At 69.6% G+C, this 17,900-nt stretch carries 19 protein-coding genes and 1 pseudogene; 8 read left to right on the forward strand and 12 right to left on the reverse strand.

The genetic code is table 11. The features are described 5' to 3' along the window. Positions 1–12 precede the first annotated feature (12 nt). The 7 genes from OIE51_RS20445 to OIE51_RS20475 all read right to left on the reverse strand — a co-directional run bounded on the left by OIE51_RS20445 (position 13) and on the right by OIE51_RS20475 (position 5,106). Complete coding sequence (locus tag OIE51_RS20445) at positions 13–1,164, reverse strand: alkaline phosphatase PhoX (RefSeq protein ID WP_326599193.1); 1,152 nt, start codon at positions 1,162–1,164, stop codon at positions 13–15. A 167-nt stretch (positions 1,165–1,331) separates the two neighbouring features. Next, positions 1,332–2,207 (reverse strand): pentapeptide repeat-containing protein, encoded by an 876-nt coding sequence (locus tag OIE51_RS20450; protein WP_326599194.1) that lies wholly within the window; start codon positions 2,205–2,207, stop codon positions 1,332–1,334. A gap of 142 nt (positions 2,208–2,349) precedes the next feature. Then, positions 2,350–2,517, reverse strand: a complete 168-nt coding sequence (locus OIE51_RS20455) for a hypothetical protein (protein ID WP_326599195.1) — start codon at positions 2,515–2,517, stop codon at positions 2,350–2,352. An 88-nt stretch (positions 2,518–2,605) separates the two neighbouring features. Continuing rightward, positions 2,606–2,962 (reverse strand): PRC-barrel domain-containing protein, encoded by a 357-nt coding sequence (locus tag OIE51_RS20460; protein WP_326599196.1) that lies wholly within the window; start codon positions 2,960–2,962, stop codon positions 2,606–2,608. 148 nt (positions 2,963–3,110) lie between these two features. After that, complete coding sequence (locus OIE51_RS20465) at positions 3,111–3,368, reverse strand: hypothetical protein (RefSeq protein WP_326599197.1); 258 nt, start codon at positions 3,366–3,368, stop codon at positions 3,111–3,113. Positions 3,369–3,527: 159 nt separating this feature from the next. Beyond that, positions 3,528–4,079 carry a DUF5994 family protein gene (locus tag OIE51_RS20470; protein WP_326599198.1) on the reverse strand — a complete coding sequence of 184 codons (552 nt, stop codon included), beginning with the start codon at positions 4,077–4,079 and terminating at the stop codon, positions 3,528–3,530. Positions 4,080–4,383: 304 nt separating this feature from the next. Then, positions 4,384–5,106, reverse strand: coding sequence for an MmyB family transcriptional regulator (locus OIE51_RS20475; protein ID WP_326599199.1), 723 nt, complete (start codon positions 5,104–5,106; stop codon positions 4,384–4,386). Between the two features lie 324 nt (positions 5,107–5,430). Here OIE51_RS20475 and OIE51_RS20480 point away from each other — a divergent pair, with 324 nt between their 5' ends. The 3 genes from OIE51_RS20480 to OIE51_RS20490 all read left to right on the forward strand — a co-directional run bounded on the left by OIE51_RS20480 (position 5,431) and on the right by OIE51_RS20490 (position 7,646). Beyond that, positions 5,431–6,087: a hypothetical protein gene (locus OIE51_RS20480; RefSeq protein ID WP_326599200.1), complete on the forward strand. Its 657-nt coding sequence runs from the start codon at positions 5,431–5,433 to the stop codon at positions 6,085–6,087. 114 nt (positions 6,088–6,201) lie between these two features. Further along, entirely contained in the window at positions 6,202–6,720 is a 519-nt protein-coding gene (locus OIE51_RS20485) for a hypothetical protein (protein ID WP_326599201.1), read from the forward strand. Then, a complete protein-coding gene (locus OIE51_RS20490) occupies positions 6,717–7,646 on the forward strand; it encodes a hypothetical protein (RefSeq protein ID WP_326599202.1) in 930 nt (309 codons plus the stop codon). The genes OIE51_RS20485 and OIE51_RS20490 overlap by 4 nt, the downstream gene beginning before the upstream one ends. Before the next feature lie 900 nt (positions 7,647–8,546). Here the strand turns inward: OIE51_RS20490 and OIE51_RS20495 are convergent. After that, on the reverse strand, positions 8,547–8,873 hold the full coding sequence (locus tag OIE51_RS20495) for a hypothetical protein (protein ID WP_326599203.1): 327 nt from the start codon (positions 8,871–8,873) through the stop codon (positions 8,547–8,549). Positions 8,874–9,002: 129 nt separating this feature from the next. Between OIE51_RS20495 and tyrS the strand changes: the two genes are divergently transcribed. Next, positions 9,003–10,271: a tyrosine--tRNA ligase gene (gene tyrS / locus OIE51_RS20500; RefSeq protein ID WP_326599204.1), complete on the forward strand. Its 1,269-nt coding sequence runs from the start codon at positions 9,003–9,005 to the stop codon at positions 10,269–10,271. 588 nt (positions 10,272–10,859) lie between these two features. On the opposite strand, the gene OIE51_RS20510 is transcribed toward tyrS, so the two are convergent. After that, complete coding sequence (locus tag OIE51_RS20510) at positions 10,860–11,204, reverse strand: hypothetical protein (RefSeq protein ID WP_326599205.1); 345 nt, start codon at positions 11,202–11,204, stop codon at positions 10,860–10,862. A 316-nt stretch (positions 11,205–11,520) separates the two neighbouring features. Here OIE51_RS20510 and OIE51_RS20515 point away from each other — a divergent pair, with 316 nt between their 5' ends. Further along, the gene (locus OIE51_RS20515) at positions 11,521–12,171 is read left to right on the forward strand and encodes a Uma2 family endonuclease (protein WP_326599206.1); all 651 of its coding nucleotides are present in this window, start codon (positions 11,521–11,523) and stop codon (positions 12,169–12,171) included. 50 nt (positions 12,172–12,221) lie between these two features. Here OIE51_RS20515 and OIE51_RS20520 read toward each other — a convergent pair. Then, positions 12,222–12,568: pseudogene (locus tag OIE51_RS20520) on the reverse strand (DUF7008 domain-containing protein); the annotation flags it as partial. Positions 12,569–13,028: 460 nt separating this feature from the next. On the opposite strand from OIE51_RS20520, the gene OIE51_RS20525 reads away from it, so the two are divergent. Further along, positions 13,029–13,184: a hypothetical protein gene (locus OIE51_RS20525; protein ID WP_326599207.1), complete on the forward strand. Its 156-nt coding sequence runs from the start codon at positions 13,029–13,031 to the stop codon at positions 13,182–13,184. A 791-nt stretch (positions 13,185–13,975) separates the two neighbouring features. Here the strand turns inward: OIE51_RS20525 and OIE51_RS20530 are convergent. Further along, on the reverse strand, positions 13,976–14,404 hold the full coding sequence (locus tag OIE51_RS20530; protein WP_326599208.1) for a DNA-processing protein DprA: 429 nt from the start codon (positions 14,402–14,404) through the stop codon (positions 13,976–13,978). 20 nt (positions 14,405–14,424) lie between these two features. Between OIE51_RS20530 and OIE51_RS20535 the strand changes: the two genes are divergently transcribed. Next, the gene (locus OIE51_RS20535) at positions 14,425–14,910 is read left to right on the forward strand and encodes a hypothetical protein (RefSeq protein WP_326599209.1); all 486 of its coding nucleotides are present in this window, start codon (positions 14,425–14,427) and stop codon (positions 14,908–14,910) included. 123 nt (positions 14,911–15,033) lie between these two features. Next, entirely contained in the window at positions 15,034–15,564 is a 531-nt protein-coding gene (locus OIE51_RS20540) for a hypothetical protein (protein WP_326599210.1), read from the forward strand. A gap of 342 nt (positions 15,565–15,906) precedes the next feature. Here the strand turns inward: OIE51_RS20540 and OIE51_RS20545 are convergent, their stop codons facing one another. Continuing rightward, the gene (locus OIE51_RS20545; protein WP_326599211.1) at positions 15,907–17,835 is read right to left on the reverse strand and encodes a DEAD/DEAH box helicase family protein; all 1,929 of its coding nucleotides are present in this window, start codon (positions 17,833–17,835) and stop codon (positions 15,907–15,909) included. Positions 17,836–17,900: the final 65 nt, after the last annotated feature.

The raw sequence follows: 17,900 nt of genomic DNA on the forward strand, positions 1-17,900 counted from the left end.
GCCCGGCCGGGCCTACAGGGAGGTGCGGAACGGCCCGGTGACCTCGTAGGTGATGCCGCCGGTGCTGGAGCCCGACGTGCCGCGCTGGGAGGAGAAGTAGAGCCGGTTCCCCGCGGGGTTGAACGCGGGGCCGGTGATCTCGGACCCCGACTGGCCGGTCACCCGCAGGAACGGGGCGATGACATCGCCCGGCGTGATGACGCAGATCTCCATGTTGCCTCCGTCCTCGGCCACATACAGGTCGCCGACGGAGGCGGCGGTGATGTTGTCCACGCCGGTCAGCGGGGCGCCGGAGACGTTGTCGTCGTAGATGACGGCGATGGTGTTGGCGGAAGCGTTGTACGCCCACACCCGGTTGTCGCCCTTGGTGGTGAAGTAGCAGATGTTGTCGCGGTAATAGCAGCCCTCGCCGCCGTTGAACAGCTTGGCGCCCGACACCTGGTCGCGGGTCGGCGCGGGACTTCCGTCCGGGTCGGGCACGTTGACCCAGGACAGGGTGCCGGACGACTCGCGCAGCACCTGGAGGGTCCCGGACGACAGGTTGCCCCAGGTGCTGGGAACGAAGCGGTAGAAGCAGCCGTCCGACTCGTCCTCGGTCAGGTAGATGACGCGGCGGACCGGATCGGCCGCCGCGGCCTCGTGGTTGAACCGGCCCATCGCCGCGCGCCGCACCGAGGCGTTCACGCCCCACGGGTCGGTCTCGTAGACGTATCCGCCGCTGACCTCCTCACAGGACAGCCAGGTGTTCCACGGAGTCGCGCCCCCCGCGCAATTGCGGTTGGTACCCGAGAGGATGCGGTAGGCGCCGGTGACCGATCCCGAGCCGTTGAACTTCACGGCGCTCGCGCCGCCGCCGCTGGAACTGCTGACCTCGGCGTTGGACACGTAGATCCACCCCGAGCCGTCGGCGAAGCACGCGCCGCCGTCCGGCGCCTGGTGCCAGGTGTAACCGGTGCCGGCGACAGTCTGTCCGGTGCGGGCTATCACGCGGCTGGTGAACCCGGACGGCAGCATGACCCCGTTGGCGTCGGCGGCGCGCAGCGCTCCGTAGGGCCCGGTGCCCGGCAGCGCCGGATAGGCGGCGGCCTGCCGCCACAGGGATCCGGAAAAGGCGGTCGCGCCCGCTCCGATGGCGGCGGCACGAAGTACGGTACGGCGTTCCATGGCCACACTCCTGTTCCTCTGCTCCACTTGGACACCGTGGAGCGTAGGAGCGGCCGAAGGCGCCGATAAGGATCGCAGAGGGGAACTCTCCCGGACCGCGAGGCGCCGCCGGGTGAACGCGGGAGGAAATCATCGACGAGTGCCCTGGCACGGGTTTCGACGTGCCGTCAGCTGTCCGCTTCGATCTCCGCGATCCGCCTCCGAATGGCCGGATCGTCCACGAGGTGCGGCGGAAGCGTCGTCGTGGAATCGATGACGGCGCCGGCGATCTGTTCCACGCTCAGCGTGGCGAAGGTGAGGTCCGTGCCGCGCAGATCCGCGTCGGTCAGGTTCGCGTCGGTCAGGTTCGCGCCGCTCAGGTCGGCTTCCGACAGGACCGCGCCGGACAGATCCGCGTAAGGCATATAGGCGTTGGTCAGCCGCGCGCGGTAGAGGAAGGCGCGCGAGAGATTCCCGTAGGGGATATCGGTGACGGAGAGGTCGGCGCCCCGGAGATCCAGAGTGAAATACGGGTCGTCGTACGTGGGATCGCGGTAGACGAGCACGAGGAGCGCGGCGTTCACGTCGGCTCGCGCGCCAGGAACGGGTGGGACCGCGCCCTCCTCCACTTCCGCTTCCTCCGCCGCCGGTTGGGCGGTGTGGGTGCGGATGAATGCGGCCAGGACGTTCGAGATGGTGCGGTGGTCACGGGGCGAGTCCTGCATGATGCGCTGCAGCGCGTAGATGCCGCCCAGACGCACATCCGTGGCGTCGTCGCCGAGGTTGGTCACCGCCGCGTTGTACCGGTCGGTGATCTGTCCCTCCTGGGTGACGAGGAGTTGGTCGCGGTTGATCCCCAGCTCCTGCCGGACCTGAATGTTGGAGTACCACAGGCCGATCGCGGCGACGAGGGACGCGAGAATGACCGAGGCCAGCTCTATCCTGCGCGCCCAGTCGAGCCCGTCGCCCGAGCCGGTGCCGCCGGACCGCCGGGAGGAGCCCGGGGCTTGTGAGGCGCGCCGGGTCGCCGCACGGCGTAACTGCCGACCGTTTCCGTAAGGCATGCGACCTGTCGCCCCCCTGTCCGCGGCGCGCCACCTCGCCCCGCGTGAAGGTCCGGTGCGTGAGATGACGTCAGCATTCCATAATGGACTGACAATCACACCGGTAGGGGCGATCCTCGCCCTTCTCCGCACGGAACCGCCGTCAGCGGCCGGGGCGGCGGCCTCCGCGGCGGAAGCGCACCGCGCCGAGGACCAGATCGGCGAGCAGCACGGCCGCACCGATGAACAGCAGGACGAGCAGCCCCTCGGCGGCCACGCCGATGATCCCCAGAATCAGCGCCAGCAGGAGCAGCAGCAGGAACAGCACCATCTTCTTCTTCCCTCTTCTTCCCTCCGGGCGTCCGGTCGTCGTTTTCGTCGGCCCGTCAGCGGCACCCCAGCGGCGTGCCAGCCGCCGGTCAGCGGCGCGCCAGCCGCCGTTCGCCGCCCATGCCCGGCTGGTAGCCCAGCTCGTAGTGGGAGAAGACGGCGGCCTCGTCCTCGGCAGGCAGCTCGCCGTCGGTGTCGATGGCGGGGGCGCCCTTGACCTGGTTCTTGGCGTGGGTGACCTTCAGATAGCCCGGCCCGACGGTCGCCCCGGCGAGAGGCACGAACACCAGGCGGCGGCGCGTGGGCACGCCGACCGTGACCGTGGCGAAGGCGGGCCGGTCGGTGGCGGTGTCCACGTAGACGGCCTCCAGCGTGCCGATCCTGTGGCCGCCCGGATCGACCACGTCGTGCCCCCGCCAATCCCGGATGTTGTCCGCTTCGAACATCGCTGGCCTCCTGCCGCGTGTGCTGGGGAACTCTGGTGCCAAGAGCCCTTCCGAGGATCACGGAAGCAAGACCGCGCGCGGGACTCCGGACCGCCCGGGAAGGACACTTCCCACTGAAAAGCACCCGAATGCCCCGGTCGGCGCCCCCTCACACCTCGTCGGCGTGCGGGGGACCGGTCACCAGCCGGGGCCGGAACGGCCCGGAGTCCTCGGGCGGGCGGGCGGTGTCCACGGTCAGGTGGAGCGTGGTCTCACCGAGCCGGTCGTCGACGGGATGCCCACGCCGCACGGTGGTGGCGAACCGGAGCCGGAGCGTCTCGGCGATCTGGCGCGCCGCCTCGGGGGAGGCGGCGATGATGCGGACCTCGGCGAGGCCCGGTGCGGAATGTGGCTCGTCAGACACCATGGTGCTTTCTGGAACGGGGACGAGGGGCGAGGGGGAGGCGGGACGGCGGGCGCGGGCGCCCACGCCCGCCGTCCCGCCTGTCGAGCAGCCACATCATGAACGCTCCCGACGCGAGCGCCGTGAGGAGCGTCGTCACGGCGACGGCCGTTTCCACGACGCTCACGCGGGGCCCGGACCCGGGGGCGGGGCGGCCGGGACGGCGAGGCCCCGCCCGCCCCCGGCTTCCCAGTCCACCACCCGGGCGCTGTCGCCCGCCGCCGCGACGGCCGTCCGCGCCTGGGCCATCAGGGCTCCGGCGGTGAGGGTGCTGCCCGGATCGGACGCGGCGGCCATCAGCCGGGCGGCTGTGGCGGCCGGTGTCCCCGGCGGGATCACCAGGAGGTCCCAGCGCTTCACCCTGCCGGAGAGCAGGAGCAGCGCGTGCGGGTCCTGTTCGGCGGAGAACCAGCCCACGTGCACCACACGCCCGGGGACGAGAATCTTCCTCGGGATGATGGGCCAGTGGGCGGGATTCACCGCCGCGCGGGTGACCCGTCCCCACCGGCTGTCGAACTCAGCCGTGAGGAGCGGGAGTTCGAGCATGAGATCACGGGAGTACGGCCACCAGGCGCCGTCCAGGGGACCCGGGCCGCTGCCCCCGGGTGCCAGGGAGAGGCGGATGATCCGTGTGTCGGGGTGCTGTGCCGTCGTCGGATCGGAGATCACGGTCATGGCACGACCATTCCCGGGCGGGTGTGCCCGGTGCTGTGGATCGCCGAGAACGACGCCGGCAAGACCGCCGGAATGCGAAGTGCCCTCGGTGCCACCAGCCTACTCCGGCCGCTGTCCGAATGGGCCGTGACGGGAAACCGTCAGGGGAGGCCGCCCGGGCCCACGCCGTGGACCGCGTATGTCGGGAGCATGTCGCATTTCCGGACCTCCGTCTGATCCGGCAGGCCCGAACGGTGGGTGTTGAACACCGCGTTCCGTCCGTGGTGGTTCCCCGGCCGCTCACCGAGGTACAGGAGGGGCCGGGCTACGCGTTCGGCTTGGCCGGGAGCGTCGCCGGCCCTGGGGAGCCCGGTCCGAGGTCCGGGCGGGGAGTGCCGGATCGGGCCATCGTGGGTGAAGACGTACGGCGTCCCGCCAACGCTGGTGCTGGTGCTGGTGCTGGTGCTGGTGCTGGTGCTGGTGCCGGTGCTGGTGTCACGGGAGCGCGGTGGCGGTGGCCGCCTGTGACGCGGAGAAGGTCGAGCTTTCCCGCGTCGCCGCTCCCGGCCGCCGCCGTGTAGGTGACCATCCGCAGGTCGGCGCCGGGGACGATGAGGACATCGCAGTCGAGCAGGATGTCGCCGATCTCCGGATGCCGGATCGTCTTCCGCTCGGTCACGTGCGGGGTCGGCGTCGCCGTGGCCCAGTGGTGGGCGAAGGCGTCGGACGCTCCCCGCAGCTCCCGCACGAGACGACCGAGTCGGGCGTCCGCGGGATAGCGGGAGACGGCGTCCTTGAGGTCGGCGACGATCGACGCCGCGAAGGTGTCCTCGCCGTGCTCGGACCGGATGGGACGCAGCGCGGCGCGGGCCGGGCCGTCACCGAACAGGGCTCGGGGGAGGTTCCGCTCGGCGGCCGGGAGCTCGGCGGGGTCCCCGTGCAGGGCGCTCCACATGGTGTTCCACCACACGAGCGCCCAGTCGGCGGTGAACACCCCGATCGGGACGTCCCCGAGCCGAGCGGCGAGCCGCTGGACACCCGCCGGCACATGGGTGCTGACCGTCCCGTCGCGCGGCGGCAGCAGCCCGGCGCGGAGCCGACTTCGCGGCGGCCGGGACGCCGTGCGGGACGCGCTGGTCGAGGCGGTCCGCGTCCGGCGGGAGGGCGCCGCGGGGCGGTGGTGTCACGGATTGGGCATGAGGGCTGCGCCGTTGAAGGGTGAACGGTAAGCTGACCGGCGACTCCACCATTCATCGATCCCCCATTCTTCCTGCGCGAGGTGTCCGCAATATCGGGAAGCTGTGGGGGTGGGGGCCGGGGGCGGATCGACACCGGTACCGGGTCGGGGGGAAGTCAGTGGGGGAGGGGTGTCATGATCTCCGTTCAGCCGGTCGTCAGGCCGGCCGAGGACATGTTCCTGCGGCTCGGACCGTCCCGCAGGTGGTATCTGGTGGCCGTGGCCCTGTGGGTCGGCGCGTTTGCGCTTCTCTTCGGCTACGGATACGGCCAGAAGACCCGGTTGGATGATGCGGCGGCCGGCTTCGCGCGCGCCGACCAGGGCGGTGAGCTGGAGTTCCGGGTCACGGCCGGGCAGGGCGGCACCTGGGCGTTCTGGCTGGAGACCGAACCGGGCACCGAACGTCTTCCCCTGGTGCAGGCCATGCTCGACCAAGGACGGCCGCGCGCGGTCCTGGTGACGGTCACGGACGAGCGAGGCAATGCGGTGCCGGTCGAAGAGAGCACCGCTTTCGAGCACCGCGCCGCCACGGACAGCGGCTGGCGGGACGGCTGGGCCGTGGGTGAGGCGGAACTGCCGCCCGGTGTCTACCGGTTGACGCTCCCGGAGTACGACGACTGGTCGGCCGGCGGGGAGTCCCTGGCCGGCATCGCGGCAGCCCCCGCCCCGGCCGGCCAGCCGCTGTGGCCGCTGGCCGCCGCCGCGGGCGGTGCCCTGCTGGGCCTGCTGACCGCGCTGGTCACGGTGCGCCGACGGACCCGGGCCACGGAACGCGCGGCGGTGGGGCGGTGACCAGCCGGGCCGCGGCCCGCACGGTAGGCCGGGAGCCGGCGGCCGGGAGAGCGTCAAGAACCGGTGCCGCGCGCGCCGGTGCGGTGGATACCCGGGGTGGGAGGGCGAACGACGATGGATGAGCAGCGCGATCTCGTTTTCGCGACCGAGAGCGAACTCGGCGCACGGGCCAGGCAGGGCGACTTCGCCGCCTTCAACGAACTGCACAGTCGGCAGCGGATGGACCCGCATCTGGAGCGCATGCGGCTGGCCGAGGGTCGCCGACCGGCCGCCGGGCGGGTGGTGGACGCCCAGTTGCTGTGGAATCTGTTCCTGCTGGCGCTGCCGGTGCTGGCGCTGATCTCAGTGATCCGGGGCCTGGCCCGGGGCACCGAGTGGCTGGCCGAACAGTCGGTCCTGGCGCCGCTGTTCCCGGCCCCCGGCGACTCCCTGGCCCGCTATCTGCTGTCTGTCCTCACCCTGCTGCTGCTGATCCCCGGCAGCCTGGGCGTGCTGGCAGCCCGGCTGAGTTCCACCCGGCTGCGCGTCCCGGCCCGGCTGGTCCTCGTCCCGGCCGCCACCCTGCTGGTCCCGGTGATCCTGTTCATCACCGAGTCCACCACCACCGCCGACTTGATGAGGCTGCCCGGATGAGCGTGCTGGACGAGGCGATCGCGGCGCTGCGCCATCCGCGCACGCTGGTCACCGTGACGCTGGCGGCCGGCGGCGGACTGCTGCTGATCCTGGGCTCGCTGCTGCCCTGGATCGGCGGGCCGGACGCCGGCGAGGTGGTCTACGGGGCGAGCGAGCACGGGCTCGGCTCCCGGGCCGGGCTGTCCGGTGGCGACGGCGGGATCACCCTGGCCGCAGGCATCGTCGCGGTGCCCACCGGGCTGTGGTACCTGACCGGCCAGGCCGGCCGCCGCAGCCGGATGGTCCTGCTGGGCGCCGGGGCGCTGGCCGGTGCCTGGGCGCTGCTGCACCTGGCCGAGACCGGGGAGATGCCCGGGCCGGACGGCGCGACCCTGGACATCTCCCCGGGCGTCGGCCTGTATCTGCTGGTGGCCGGCGCGATCGCGGTGCTGGCCGGCGGGGCGGCGGCGCCCGCCAGCCGACTGTGGGACCTGATCGCGTTGCGCCGCCGGGTGCTGCGGCTATGGGACCGGGGTCTGGGCTTCGAGGCGGCCGAGCTCCAGCAAAAGCTGCTACGCCGGATGCGCCGCATGCCCGGCCTGGAGCGCCGCACGCTGGTGATCGAGACCCTGCACCTCGCGGGCCTGTACGTGGACTGCGGGCTGCCGCAGCGCGGGACGGAGCTGGTGCTGCGCACCATGGCGGACGCCCCGGCGGCGCTGGCGGACGACGCGGAGGCGCTGGCCGAGGCCCGGGCGCTGGCTGACCACACTCTGGCGCTGGCCCAGTCGGTGTCCCAGCAGCAGATGGCCACGGGGACGGCCAGCCTGATGCCGATGCCGATGCCGATGCCGATGCAGCCACAGCCACAGCCGGGACCGTATCCGCAGCCCGGCCCGCACCAGCAGAACGACCCGCAGCAGGGATTCGGACCGCCGCAGTGGTGAACGGAGTGCGGCCGGCCCGGCCGCACCCCCGTTCACCGGCCGGGCCAGGCACCGACTCCGCATCATCCTGGAGGTCGTCAGGCGCAGCGACGACATGCGCGGCTTCGTCGTGCCGCCCGGACGCTGGTGCGTGGAAGGCCCCCTGGCTCGGCTGATGCGTTCGCGTCATCTCGCCCGCGACTACGAGCCCCGGCCGGTCACCAGCGAAGCCGTCGTGCGGAGGTCGATGGCCATGCTCAGGGGACGCCGCCTGGCCCGCGGCCGTCACACGGTCACCTTGCCGGGCACCTCAGCCCTTTCTCCAGGTCTGTGAGGGATCTTCACTGGGCTGAGCGGCCGGTGGCAGGTTCGGTCAGGAACCGCCGGACAGAGAGAGCGAGTTACATGCCGATGATGCGGCGAACGATGGGGTGCCTGGCATTGGTGGGGGGGCGGCCGACGGATCATGAGTCCTGGGGAAACCGTCCAGGAACTCCAACGCCCATCTGGCTCAGGCCGTTTGACGCGGCGTACGACGGTCCTGGCGTCGAGCTCACGCCGTCCCAGCCAACCTCATCCGAAGCAGTCCGCTCCCGGAACGCTCCCGGAATCGCCTCCTGGTGAGTTCCCTCTGACCTCTTTGAAGACTCGCTGACGGTGCACCCCGGCCGAGCAGCCCCCGCCGGCCTCCCGGCAGGGCTGCTCGCTGTCCGCTCCATCGAACCAGGAGTCGCCCAAACGGCTGGTCCCCGCGGCATCGCGGTCGGCCGCGCGCGGGCAGGCCAGACCGCAGGCGCCTTTGCCTCCCCGAAACCCCGTCCCACATGACTGCCGCGATGGGCGGTTGGGTCACGAGTCACGGGACTCCAGAGATCCCGGCGACAACCCCTCGGCGCACATTCGCATGCGCGCGTCGTGCCTTCAGGCGTGCGGATCCAGGGTCCGCAACAGCCCGAGCAGCTCAGTTACGGGGCTGAGTTGCTCCTCGGTTAGTGGGTCTGGGCTGAAGTGCATCAAGTTGTTGCGGAAGCTCCGGCATTCCTCGAGCCAGTCCAGGAATTGCTCCTGGTCGACGTCCCAGCGGAGTCTCGCCCAGTGGCTGGGTTCCTTCAGCAGGAAGTGGTAGTTGCCGAAGTTCAGGTCCGAGGCCGACTGGACGGAATGGCGGCGAGACCCGCGTGCCACGGCCCGGATTTCGTCAACGGTGAAGTGAATATCCACCGTCCGCCGCAGTCCCTGCTCGATCACTCCCGGGTGCGGGTGTGGCCTTGCCATATTCCTCACCACTGCCCGCTGACCAGGGCAAACGCAACGGTCCGGCTGGAGCACTAGACTAACCGCCACACTGACACCCGCGACTCAAGGAGACCCAGGACCGTGACGGCCATCGTCGACGAGCTGAGGTGGCGTGGGCTGATCGCCCAGTCCACTGACGAGGACGCATTGCGCAAGGCTCTCGCGGACGGTCCCGTCACGTTCTATTGCGGCTTCGACCCGACCGCGGCGAGCCTGCACGTCGGTCACCTGGTGCAGGTGCTCACCCTCCGTCGGCTCCAGCAGGCCGGGCACCGGCCGTTGGCGCTCGTGGGCGGCGCGACCGGCCACATCGGTGACCCGCGGCCGACTGCCGAGCGCACCCTGAACGACCCGGAGGTCATCGCCGAGTGGGTGACCCGGCTGCGCGCGCAGATCGAGCCGTACCTCTCCTTCGAGGGCGACAACGCGGCGACCATGGTGAACAACCTGGACTGGACAGCGGGCCTGTCCGTGATCGAGTTCCTCCGGGATATCGGCAAGCACTTCCGGGTCAACAAGATGCTCACCAAGGACTCGGTCGCCCAGCGCCTGGCGTCCGCCCAGGGCATCAGCTACACGGAGTTCAGCTACCAGTTGCTTCAGGGCATGGACTTCCTTCAGCTGTACCGGCGGTACGGCTGCACGCTCCAGACGGGCGGTAGCGACCAGTGGGGCAACCTCACGGCCGGACTGGATCTGATCCACCGCCTGGAGCCGAACGCCGAGGTGCACGCGCTCGCGACGCCCCTGATGACGAAGGCGGACGGCACCAAGTTCGGCAAGACGGAGACCGGCACGCTCTGGCTCGACCCGGAGATGACCACGCCGTACGCGTTCTACCAGTTCTGGCTGAACACGGACGACCGGGACATCTCCCGGTACACCCGGATCCTCTCCTTCCAGTCCCGCGAGGAATTGGAAGAATTGGAGAAGGTGACCGAGGAGCGACCGCAGGCCCGTACCGCGCAGCGTGCGCTCGCCGAGGAGCTGACCACGCTGGTGCACGGCGCCGACCAGTGCGCCGCCGTGATCGCCGCGTCGAAGGCGCTGTTCGGGCAGGGTGAGCTCGCCGCACTCGACGAGGCGACGCTGGCCGCCGCCGTTGCCGAGCTGCCGAACGCCAAGGTGAGCGAACTCGGCCCGGTCACTGACCTGTTCGCGGAGGTCGGCCTCGTGGCGAGCAAGTCGGCCGCCCGCCGCACCGTGAAGGAGGGCGGCGCCTACGTGAACAACGTGAAGGTGACCGCCGAGGACGCGGTGCCCACGGCCGACGAGTTGCTGCACGGGCGCTGGCTGGTGCTGCGCAGGGGCAAGAGGAACCTGGCGACGATCGAGGTCACCGGAGCCTGAAGCGGCGAGGCTGCGAGCCTGTCGGCATCACCTCTCGGACCGGTGGTGAGTGGCGCAACGGCCGGTCCGGTCTCCTCTGTGTGTCTTCTTTCAGAGAACGACTTTGTACCTGGTCGCCTCCACGGTGGAAAGCCGCTGTCCCTGCCGTTGCGAGCGAGGTAAGTCGGTCCCGGCGCCACGGAAGTTCGGTGGGCAGTAGTGGCCAGCAGCCTGGGCAGTTCACGCATATCGTCGAACAGGGCGGTGTCTGGTCCTTCCAGCCGCGAGGTCGGCGTCAGAGCGTCGCAGTAGCCAAACGCCCGCATGCCGGCGGCACGGGCCGCTGGCTGCTGTGGAGGAACAGCCTGGACGGCGCCTGGAAACGGACTGGCTGCGGCAGTACGGGCACCTGTATGAGGCGGCCCCTCGGAGCGGAATTGACCGCTGTCGATGGCATCGCAGAGGCCATGAGCGGGCTGCCCGCTCCCGTCTGCGTCGCGTCGAATACCGACGACTTCGTCAGTCCCTGTCGCCGGCACCGCTCGGGTGGTCACGCATGTGTGGAGTGGAGCACCCGCCGATAAGGCGGGGCGGTAGCGGCGGCTCGGGTCAGTCGTGCACCCAGTCCCGCAGGGGGCACGTCTTCCAGGAGAAGCGCCGCAGTCTGGCCCGTTCGACGCTGGCGGCGGTGTCGCGAAAGGTGCGGTTGAGATGGCGGCCGAGGACGACCACGGCAACGTGGCGGGCTCCGGCGGCCTTCAGCGCGGCTGCGGCGGATTGCGCGTGGTTACCCGTGGTCCAGGTGTCATCGATGAGGAGTACGGACTCGCCTCGCAGTGCCGATGAGACGTATCGGGCCGGCGCGGCGGTACGGCCGAGCGCTGCTGCCTTCTTCGTCGGGCTGAGGAGATCGCGGAAGCGTCCACGTGTGGGCTCAACTGTCCTGGCGACCATGGTGCGTAGTGGATGCCTGCCTGGCCGCTGGTGCTGGGGACGGTCGTGTCCGTATCGAAGCGGGGAACAGAGCAGTGGGCGGCGACGCAGGCTTCGTGGTCGGCGAGGAAGCGCCAGAGCACCGCGGGGGCCTGCCCAGGGCCACCAGCGGACATTGAGGTCCCCTCCCCCTCGCGTGATGACGGTGCTACTGCACGGAGGGGCGCCTGCTCTCATCCATCGCGATGCGCACGGTCAGTGACTGGCACTACCGGAATTGTCGATCGATCTCTGGAGCCTTCGCCCGCGACCCCTGCCGTATGGTGAAGCATGTCGTGTGAGCGTCGAGGCGATACCGCAGGAGTTCCGGCGAGGCAACAAGAGAGGTGACACCTTGAGCAGCCCGGCTCATCACCCCATTCCCGTTCGTCGCGGACACCTGCGCGAAGCTGCCGAGCGGATCGAGCAGGCCACCGGCATGAGCGTTGAGATCATCGGAGGAACACTCGTGATGTCCCCGAGCCCGAGCGGCAAGCACGCCGGGATCATCATCGATCTGCGCGACGCCATCCGCCCCGGGCTTTCCGGCCTGTACGAGGCGTTTGAGAACGTATCCGTCCCGATGCCCGACGACCCGGACGACTACGCGACTCCAGACCTGACCATCGGGCCACGCACGTTCAAGGATGACGAGGGCTGGCTCCTGGACGCGGACGCGGTCGAACTGGCCGTAGAGGTGATCTCTCCGACCGAGCGGCTGAAAGGCATCAATGAGAAGACCGCATGGTATGCAGCCGCAGGCGTCGTTCGTCTTCTGCAGGTAGACCCGCGTACCGGCACGTGGTCGCTCTTCGGCCGTCCCGGAGATGGAGAATACAAGAGCGTCGTGCACGGCAAGTACGGCGAAGAGGTGCCGCTGCCCACTGAACTCGGCGGCGATCTGCCCACGGCCGGTCTCCGCTTGTACGGCACGCGACCGAGCGGCTGACGGCGCCGGGCCCCCGACGCGTAGAGAGTCAGGGGGGCGCGCAGAGACGATCAGCCGCTGGCCGGGCGTCGGCCACGACGAGCCGCCGGAGGACGCCAGTTCCGCAGGTCGTCGTCGGTCAACCGTGTGCGCCCTGCTGTGTGGGGCGATACCCCGCGAAGAAGGCTGCAGGAGAGCCGCCGTACACCGGGTCGAACTCGTTGTGCCCCTGGTCCAGCCACGGCTGGAGTTCCAGGAGACCGGCGAGGAGCGGCGTCATCTCCTCGGCGGACAACTCCTGGTTGGTGAAGTACGTGGCGAGTGCTCGCGCCTGTTCCCGGTGGTCCCAGCCAGCCCAGCCGAACAGATCGGGAGTTCCTGAGATCGCGCCGGTGGCATAGGAGATGAACCGCTCCTTTACTGACGCTCGGCTGCGCACCAGCCGTGCCTCCGACCTGGACGCCCTGGTCGCGGAGTTTCAGGAGGTCGACAAGCGCTTGGTCCAGGCGGCAGCCGGGGCGGTCATCGAGGTGTGTAACGCCCGTCGGCCCCGGAACTTCGCCGGAGGCGCCGCCGGCGTCATCACACGGCAGGCCCAGATGAAACGCAGGCACATGCCGGTCCGGGAACTGCTTGGACGTACCCGCGACGTGGTCCGCGCCATCAAGCCATGTTTCATGATGAGCCCACTGACGGTGAGCAGATCCTGCCGGATCCGCGCGAACATTCAGCAGGTCCTGCGAGGTCTCCAAGGGGCTGGCCGGGTCATTCGGGACGGGGAGTTCTGGGACGTGCCCGGCCGGGCGTGCGTCACCGCACGCCGCCCCTCAGACCAGGTGAGGCGTCCGGTCGGCCGCATCTCACCGGTGTAACGGCAGGTGGCACTGCGCGAGCTGGCCACAGAGTGCCCCGGGGTCTCCGGCGAGGAACTGGTGCGGCTGGCCTGCGAGTTCTTCGGCTGGGCGAGGCTGGGCCCAGACATCCGTACGGCGCTGCACCAGGACATCACGGCCCTGTTCGCTCAGGGGCCCTGACCGGCGACCCCAGCCGCATCACGGTGACCTGAAGGTTCGTACCTGGTGCCGTATGGGAAAGCGGTGGCAGTGAAGGCCGTGTGGCTCAGTCGTGCTCCCAGTTCCGCAGGGGGCACACGTTCCAGGAGAAGCGTCGCAGTCTGGCCCGTTCGACGTGGGTGGGGGTGTCGCGGAATGTGCCACGTCACCGTGGCGGCCGAGGACCACCACGGCGACGTAGCCGGCCCCTGCGGCGTTCAGCGCAGCCGCGGCGGATTGTGCATGGTTGCCGGTGGTCCAGGTGTCGTCGATGAGCAGCACGGACTCGCCTCGCAGCGGCGTCGAGATGTACCGGGCGGGTGAGGCTGTGCGGCCGAGCGCGGCCGCATTCTCCGCTGGGGCTGAGGAGATCGCGGAAGCGCCCACGTGTGGGCTCAACTGTCTCGGCGACCATGGCGCGCAGCGGATGTTCCGCCCGGCCGCTGGTGCTGGGACCGTCCTGACCGTATCGAAGCGGGGAACGGAGCAGTGGGCGGCGATGCAGGCTTCGTGGTCGGCGAGGAAGCGCCAGAGAACCGCGGTCAGTCCCATGCGGAAGTGCTGTTGCTGAGGCGGACAGCCCGACGATAGATGCCACCCGAGGACCGCCGCTATCTACACCCAGGCGAGCTCGCCCGCGGCGGGGACGAGGGAGTCGAGTTCGCTGAAAACGTCATCAGGGCCGTCGATGACGGTGGTGTTGAGGCCGGGACGCGTACTCCCGTGCCCACTTGGTCAGCAACGAACGCATCAGGAGGACCCGTCGGCCATGCTCAAGCATGAGACGCGCCTGCATGCGGGCTTCCGCTGCGGTAGGCGGCCTGCACGACGACGGTGGCGAGGCTGTGGCCGCTCATCACCGCGTTGCGCATCGGGAAGGTGGACTTCGATGGCGGTGCGTCCGGCCAGAACTGGGAAAGGACCAAGCCGCGTTCGGAGATCTCCTGTTGGAGTCGGACGTTCTGTGCCGGGTACGCCCGACGCAGGCCGGTGCCGATGACGGCGACGGTGCGCCCGCCAACGGCGAGCGCGGTGCCGTGTGCGGCGGTGTCAATGCCGACGGCCAGGCCGCTGACCACGGTGACACCGCGCTCGGCGAGTCCACTGGCGATCGCGCACGCGCGGGCAACGCCTTCCGGAGTGGGATTGCGGGTGCCGACCACGGCGACGCGCAGATCACCCTCCACGGCGGTGCCGCGCATGAGGAGGAGGGTGGCCCTTGGTGCACGAGCCGCAGATACAGGGGGTAATCCTCGTCCAGGATCGTGACCAGCCGCATGCCCTCACGCTCCCAGCCGGCGATCTCAGCGGCGACGGCCTTCAGGTCAACAGACGGCGCAGTGTCGAAGAGGACCCCCTGACCATCAGTGTCGAGCGCTTCCTCCAGAACGGCGCGTGCGCTGCCGACCGTCTCGACCTGGTCCGTGAGCTGGGGCCAGGACCGGTCGCCCCGTCGCAGCAGCGCGACGAGTGCGGCTCGCTCCAGTTCCTGCTTCGCCTGATCGGTATAGGTTCAGCACTCGGCTCAGTACCGGCCCACTTCGCCTTCCTCAGTCAGCCAGCGCTGATGACGCGCCATCCGCATCAGATCCCTGCCATGGATAACCTTCCGTGTTCCTCCCTGTGGATAGCGTGCTCCGCGTGGGGGCGATGCCACTGCCGGGATCCGGAGGCGCATGACGCTGGGCAGCAAGTGCTCCAGACTTGAGCAGGCCAAGCAGGGCACGTACTCCATACGCCGGGAACTGCCGCCGCGCGAGGACGGCAAGCGGCGGTTCTTCAGCGGGGGGGATATACCTCGGCGGGACAGGCGCAGGCGGACCTGCACCGTGTGCGTTCTCTGCTGTGCCTGCCGGACGAGGATGACGACGAAGCGCGTCGCGAGATCGCGGACCTCCTTGAGACGGTGGCGCGGGATCGGAAGCCGCTGCCCGACCGCAAAGAGCCCCAGCGTCGGCTCGCCGCGGGGCAGCCCTTCACCTCCCGCATGACGGTGGGCGAGTGGCTCGACTCCTGGATCGCATCGAGGAAGAGCATCCGCAGGACGACGCAGCACGGCTACGCGTCGCACAGCCGTCTCCACCTCAAGCCCCGCATCGGACGTGTCCGGCTCGACCGGCTCAACCTCACCCACCTCATACGCATGTTCGATGCGATCGCCGACGAGAACGAGGTGATCGCGGCGGAGAACCAAGCCCGGCGTGAGCAGGTCGCGCGCCACCTGGGGCAGGCGGAGCAGGCCCGTCGGCTGCGGAGAGTGCCTGGCTGGCCGAGGAGGGTGAACGCCCAGCTCAGGATGGGTTCTTCGGCGCGGACGGTGGTGGGGCGGGTGGGACTCGAACCCACGGCCGACGGATTATGAGTCCAAAGGCAACTGTCCAGCAACCCCAACCCCCGTCCAACTCAGGCGATTTGACCAGGCGTTCGACCGTCCTGGTGTCCAGCTCACACAGTCTCAGCCAACCTGGTCCGAAGCAGTCCGCTCCCGGAATGCTCCCGGAATCGCCTCCCGATGAGTTCTCCCCACCCTCTCGGGAGAACTGCTGACGGGCACCCTGCCGACCGAGAAGTCCCGCCGACCCTCCGGTGGGGCTGCTCGCCGTCCGCTCCATCGGCGAGGCGCAGGACGGGCCACTTGGGCTATCGCGACCGCGGGTTGGAACCGCCGTGCCGAGCGCACTCGGGGTGACTGTCCCGGCATCCATCACAGGTCAGCCATCCAACGCAGAAGGGTCTGCCGTGCCTGTTCCAACTCCTCAACGGTCGCGTCGGCGCGCTTCGGATGCCCGGCCTTCAGCAGGTTGGTGTTGACATCCTGCGGCTCCATTCCGGCGCGCCGGGCGTACCTTCCGACGAGGGTCGTGATCTCTCCTCGCAACAGTTTCTCCCGCTTGTGACGCGGTACGGCCACTTCTTCGGGCAGTGGAACCGTGGTCGGCTCCCGTGCTGGAGTGGCCTCCTTCGACCGCAGCAGGGGAACCAGGTTGACCGCAAACCGGGCCGGGATGCCCAGCTTCCGGCACTCGGCTCCCGCGGCCGCGACCTCATCGGGCGTGCTTTCCTGCCCGCCCAGGATCGCGCGGTCGAAGACAGGCGCGGACGCGGACAGCGGTTCGCGGAAGTCGAGCTGCCCCTGGCCGGAGTTGCTGCTGCCGTCACCCTCTCGGGCCTTGCGCTCCTCCGCCTCGGCCAAGTCGAGCTGGTGGCGCAGTTCCTCCTCGATTTCGCGTGCGTGTCGAAGGAGTTCCGGTGCCGCAGGGATGAGGAGGCGTGCGTTGAACTCCTCACCTTCGCGCATTCGAACGAAACGTCCGACGACCTGGCGGAAGAACAGCGGTGTCTGTGTCTTGGACGCGTATACGCCGATCGCCAAGCGAGGAATGTCGACCCCCTCGCTGATCATCTTCACTGCGACAATCCACCGGCCTCGCCCGTTCCGAAAGGCATCGATCTGTGCCTTGGCGATCTTCCCCCCAGGGTCGCGCTGTGGGTCCGACACCACCACAGGCGGCTTCTGCCCGGTGATTCTCTCGATCAGCTCGGCGTAGCCGCGAGCATGCCACTGCCGTTCGCATACCACCAAGCCGGCCGCGTCGGGGATCTCCTCGCGCAAATCGTCCAGCATGACGTTCGCCTGGGCCAGCATCTCCGGCATCCAGTTGTGCTTTGGCTCGTACAGGGCGTCCAGGGCAGCGGACACGTCTGCCCCGTCCATACCAGCACCCAGTGTCGCAGCGAACTCCACGGTCACCGTGCCGGGCCCACTGGCCGACGTTCTGCGCGCCCGGGCGGGGTCCGTCCAGCGGGCCTCGCCATCGTAGGCGTGGAACTCGATGCGGCGGCAGACGTCATCGGCGACCGCCTCGCCGTATTCGTAGGCGTAGTCGACGATCACCCTTCCCTCGGCGTTGTACTTCACGAAGGGGATAGGTGATTGGTTGTCCCTGCGCCATGGAGTGCCGGTGAGCGCGAGACGGTAGCGAGCCTTCTCGGCCGCTCGTTGCAGCGCCTCGCCCCACGAGCGGGTCTCGCCCGCGTGGTGGATCTCGTCAAGGATGACGAGTGTCGGTCGGCGGGTGACGCGCCGCAGGAGATCCGCACCCGCGCCGAGCAACTGCTGGTAGGTGACGACGCAGCCCCGGTAGCCGGCCTTGTCGTAGTCTTCTGGTTCGGCGACCGGCTTCAGGGAAAGCCCTTGTCCTTCTGCGGCGTCGGCCCATTGCTGCCGGAGCGCATCGGTAGGGACTACGACGGCCACCCGCTCGATGGCTCCCTGGGCGATGAGATCGCCCGCTTGACGCAGGGCGTACCGGGTTTTGCCAGCGCCAGGTGTAGCCGAGACGAGGAAGTCGCGGGTGCCGGGCGGCAGCACGTTGAAGAGTTCAGTCGCCCGGCGTTGCCAGGTTCTGAGGTTGCTCATGTCGGAGGTGCCTTTCGCGAGGTTGCAGGTGGGGCAGAGAGCCTGCCCGTTGGTGACGTCGGTGGGTCCGCCCGCGGAGTAGGGGGCGATGTGGTCGGCGTGCCAACTGGGCTGCAGTTCGATTCCGCAGCCTGTACAGCGACCGTCGGCGGCCAGGTAGAGGGCGGCGCGCTCCGAGGAGTTGAAGCGCCGCCTGGCCGGCTCTGGAGTCACCGGATGCAACCTGCACGGAAAGGCCACTCGCAGAACTTGACCGGCGAGTAGCAATGGGTAGGGTG

Origin of the sequence: Streptomyces sp. NBC_01803 (genome assembly GCF_035917415.1) — a bacterium.
Lineage (GTDB): Bacteria > Actinomycetota > Actinomycetes > Streptomycetales > Streptomycetaceae > Streptomyces.

Excerpts from the sequence above, each read along its gene's own strand:
- OIE51_RS20445 (WP_326599193.1), bottom strand. The coding sequence starts at position 1,164 with ATGGAACGCCGTACCGTACTTCGTGCCGCCGCCATCGGAGCGGGCGCG.
- OIE51_RS20450 (WP_326599194.1), bottom strand. The coding sequence starts at position 2,207 with ATGCCTTACGGAAACGGTCGGCAGTTACGCCGTGCGGCGACCCGGCGC.
- OIE51_RS20455 (WP_326599195.1), bottom strand. The coding sequence starts at position 2,517 with ATGGTGCTGTTCCTGCTGCTGCTCCTGCTGGCGCTGATTCTGGGGATC.
- OIE51_RS20460 (WP_326599196.1), bottom strand. The coding sequence starts at position 2,962 with ATGTTCGAAGCGGACAACATCCGGGATTGGCGGGGGCACGACGTGGTC.
- OIE51_RS20465 (WP_326599197.1), bottom strand. The coding sequence starts at position 3,368 with ATGGTGTCTGACGAGCCACATTCCGCACCGGGCCTCGCCGAGGTCCGC.
- OIE51_RS20470 (WP_326599198.1), bottom strand. The coding sequence starts at position 4,079 with ATGACCGTGATCTCCGATCCGACGACGGCACAGCACCCCGACACACGG.
- OIE51_RS20480 (WP_326599200.1), top strand. The coding sequence starts at position 5,431 with ATGATCTCCGTTCAGCCGGTCGTCAGGCCGGCCGAGGACATGTTCCTG.
- OIE51_RS20485 (WP_326599201.1), top strand. The coding sequence starts at position 6,202 with ATGGATGAGCAGCGCGATCTCGTTTTCGCGACCGAGAGCGAACTCGGC.
- OIE51_RS20490 (WP_326599202.1), top strand. The coding sequence starts at position 6,717 with ATGAGCGTGCTGGACGAGGCGATCGCGGCGCTGCGCCATCCGCGCACG.
- OIE51_RS20510 (WP_326599205.1), bottom strand. The coding sequence starts at position 11,204 with ATGGTCGCCAGGACAGTTGAGCCCACACGTGGACGCTTCCGCGATCTC.
- OIE51_RS20530 (WP_326599208.1), bottom strand. The coding sequence starts at position 14,404 with ATGCGCGGCACCGCCGTGGAGGGTGATCTGCGCGTCGCCGTGGTCGGC.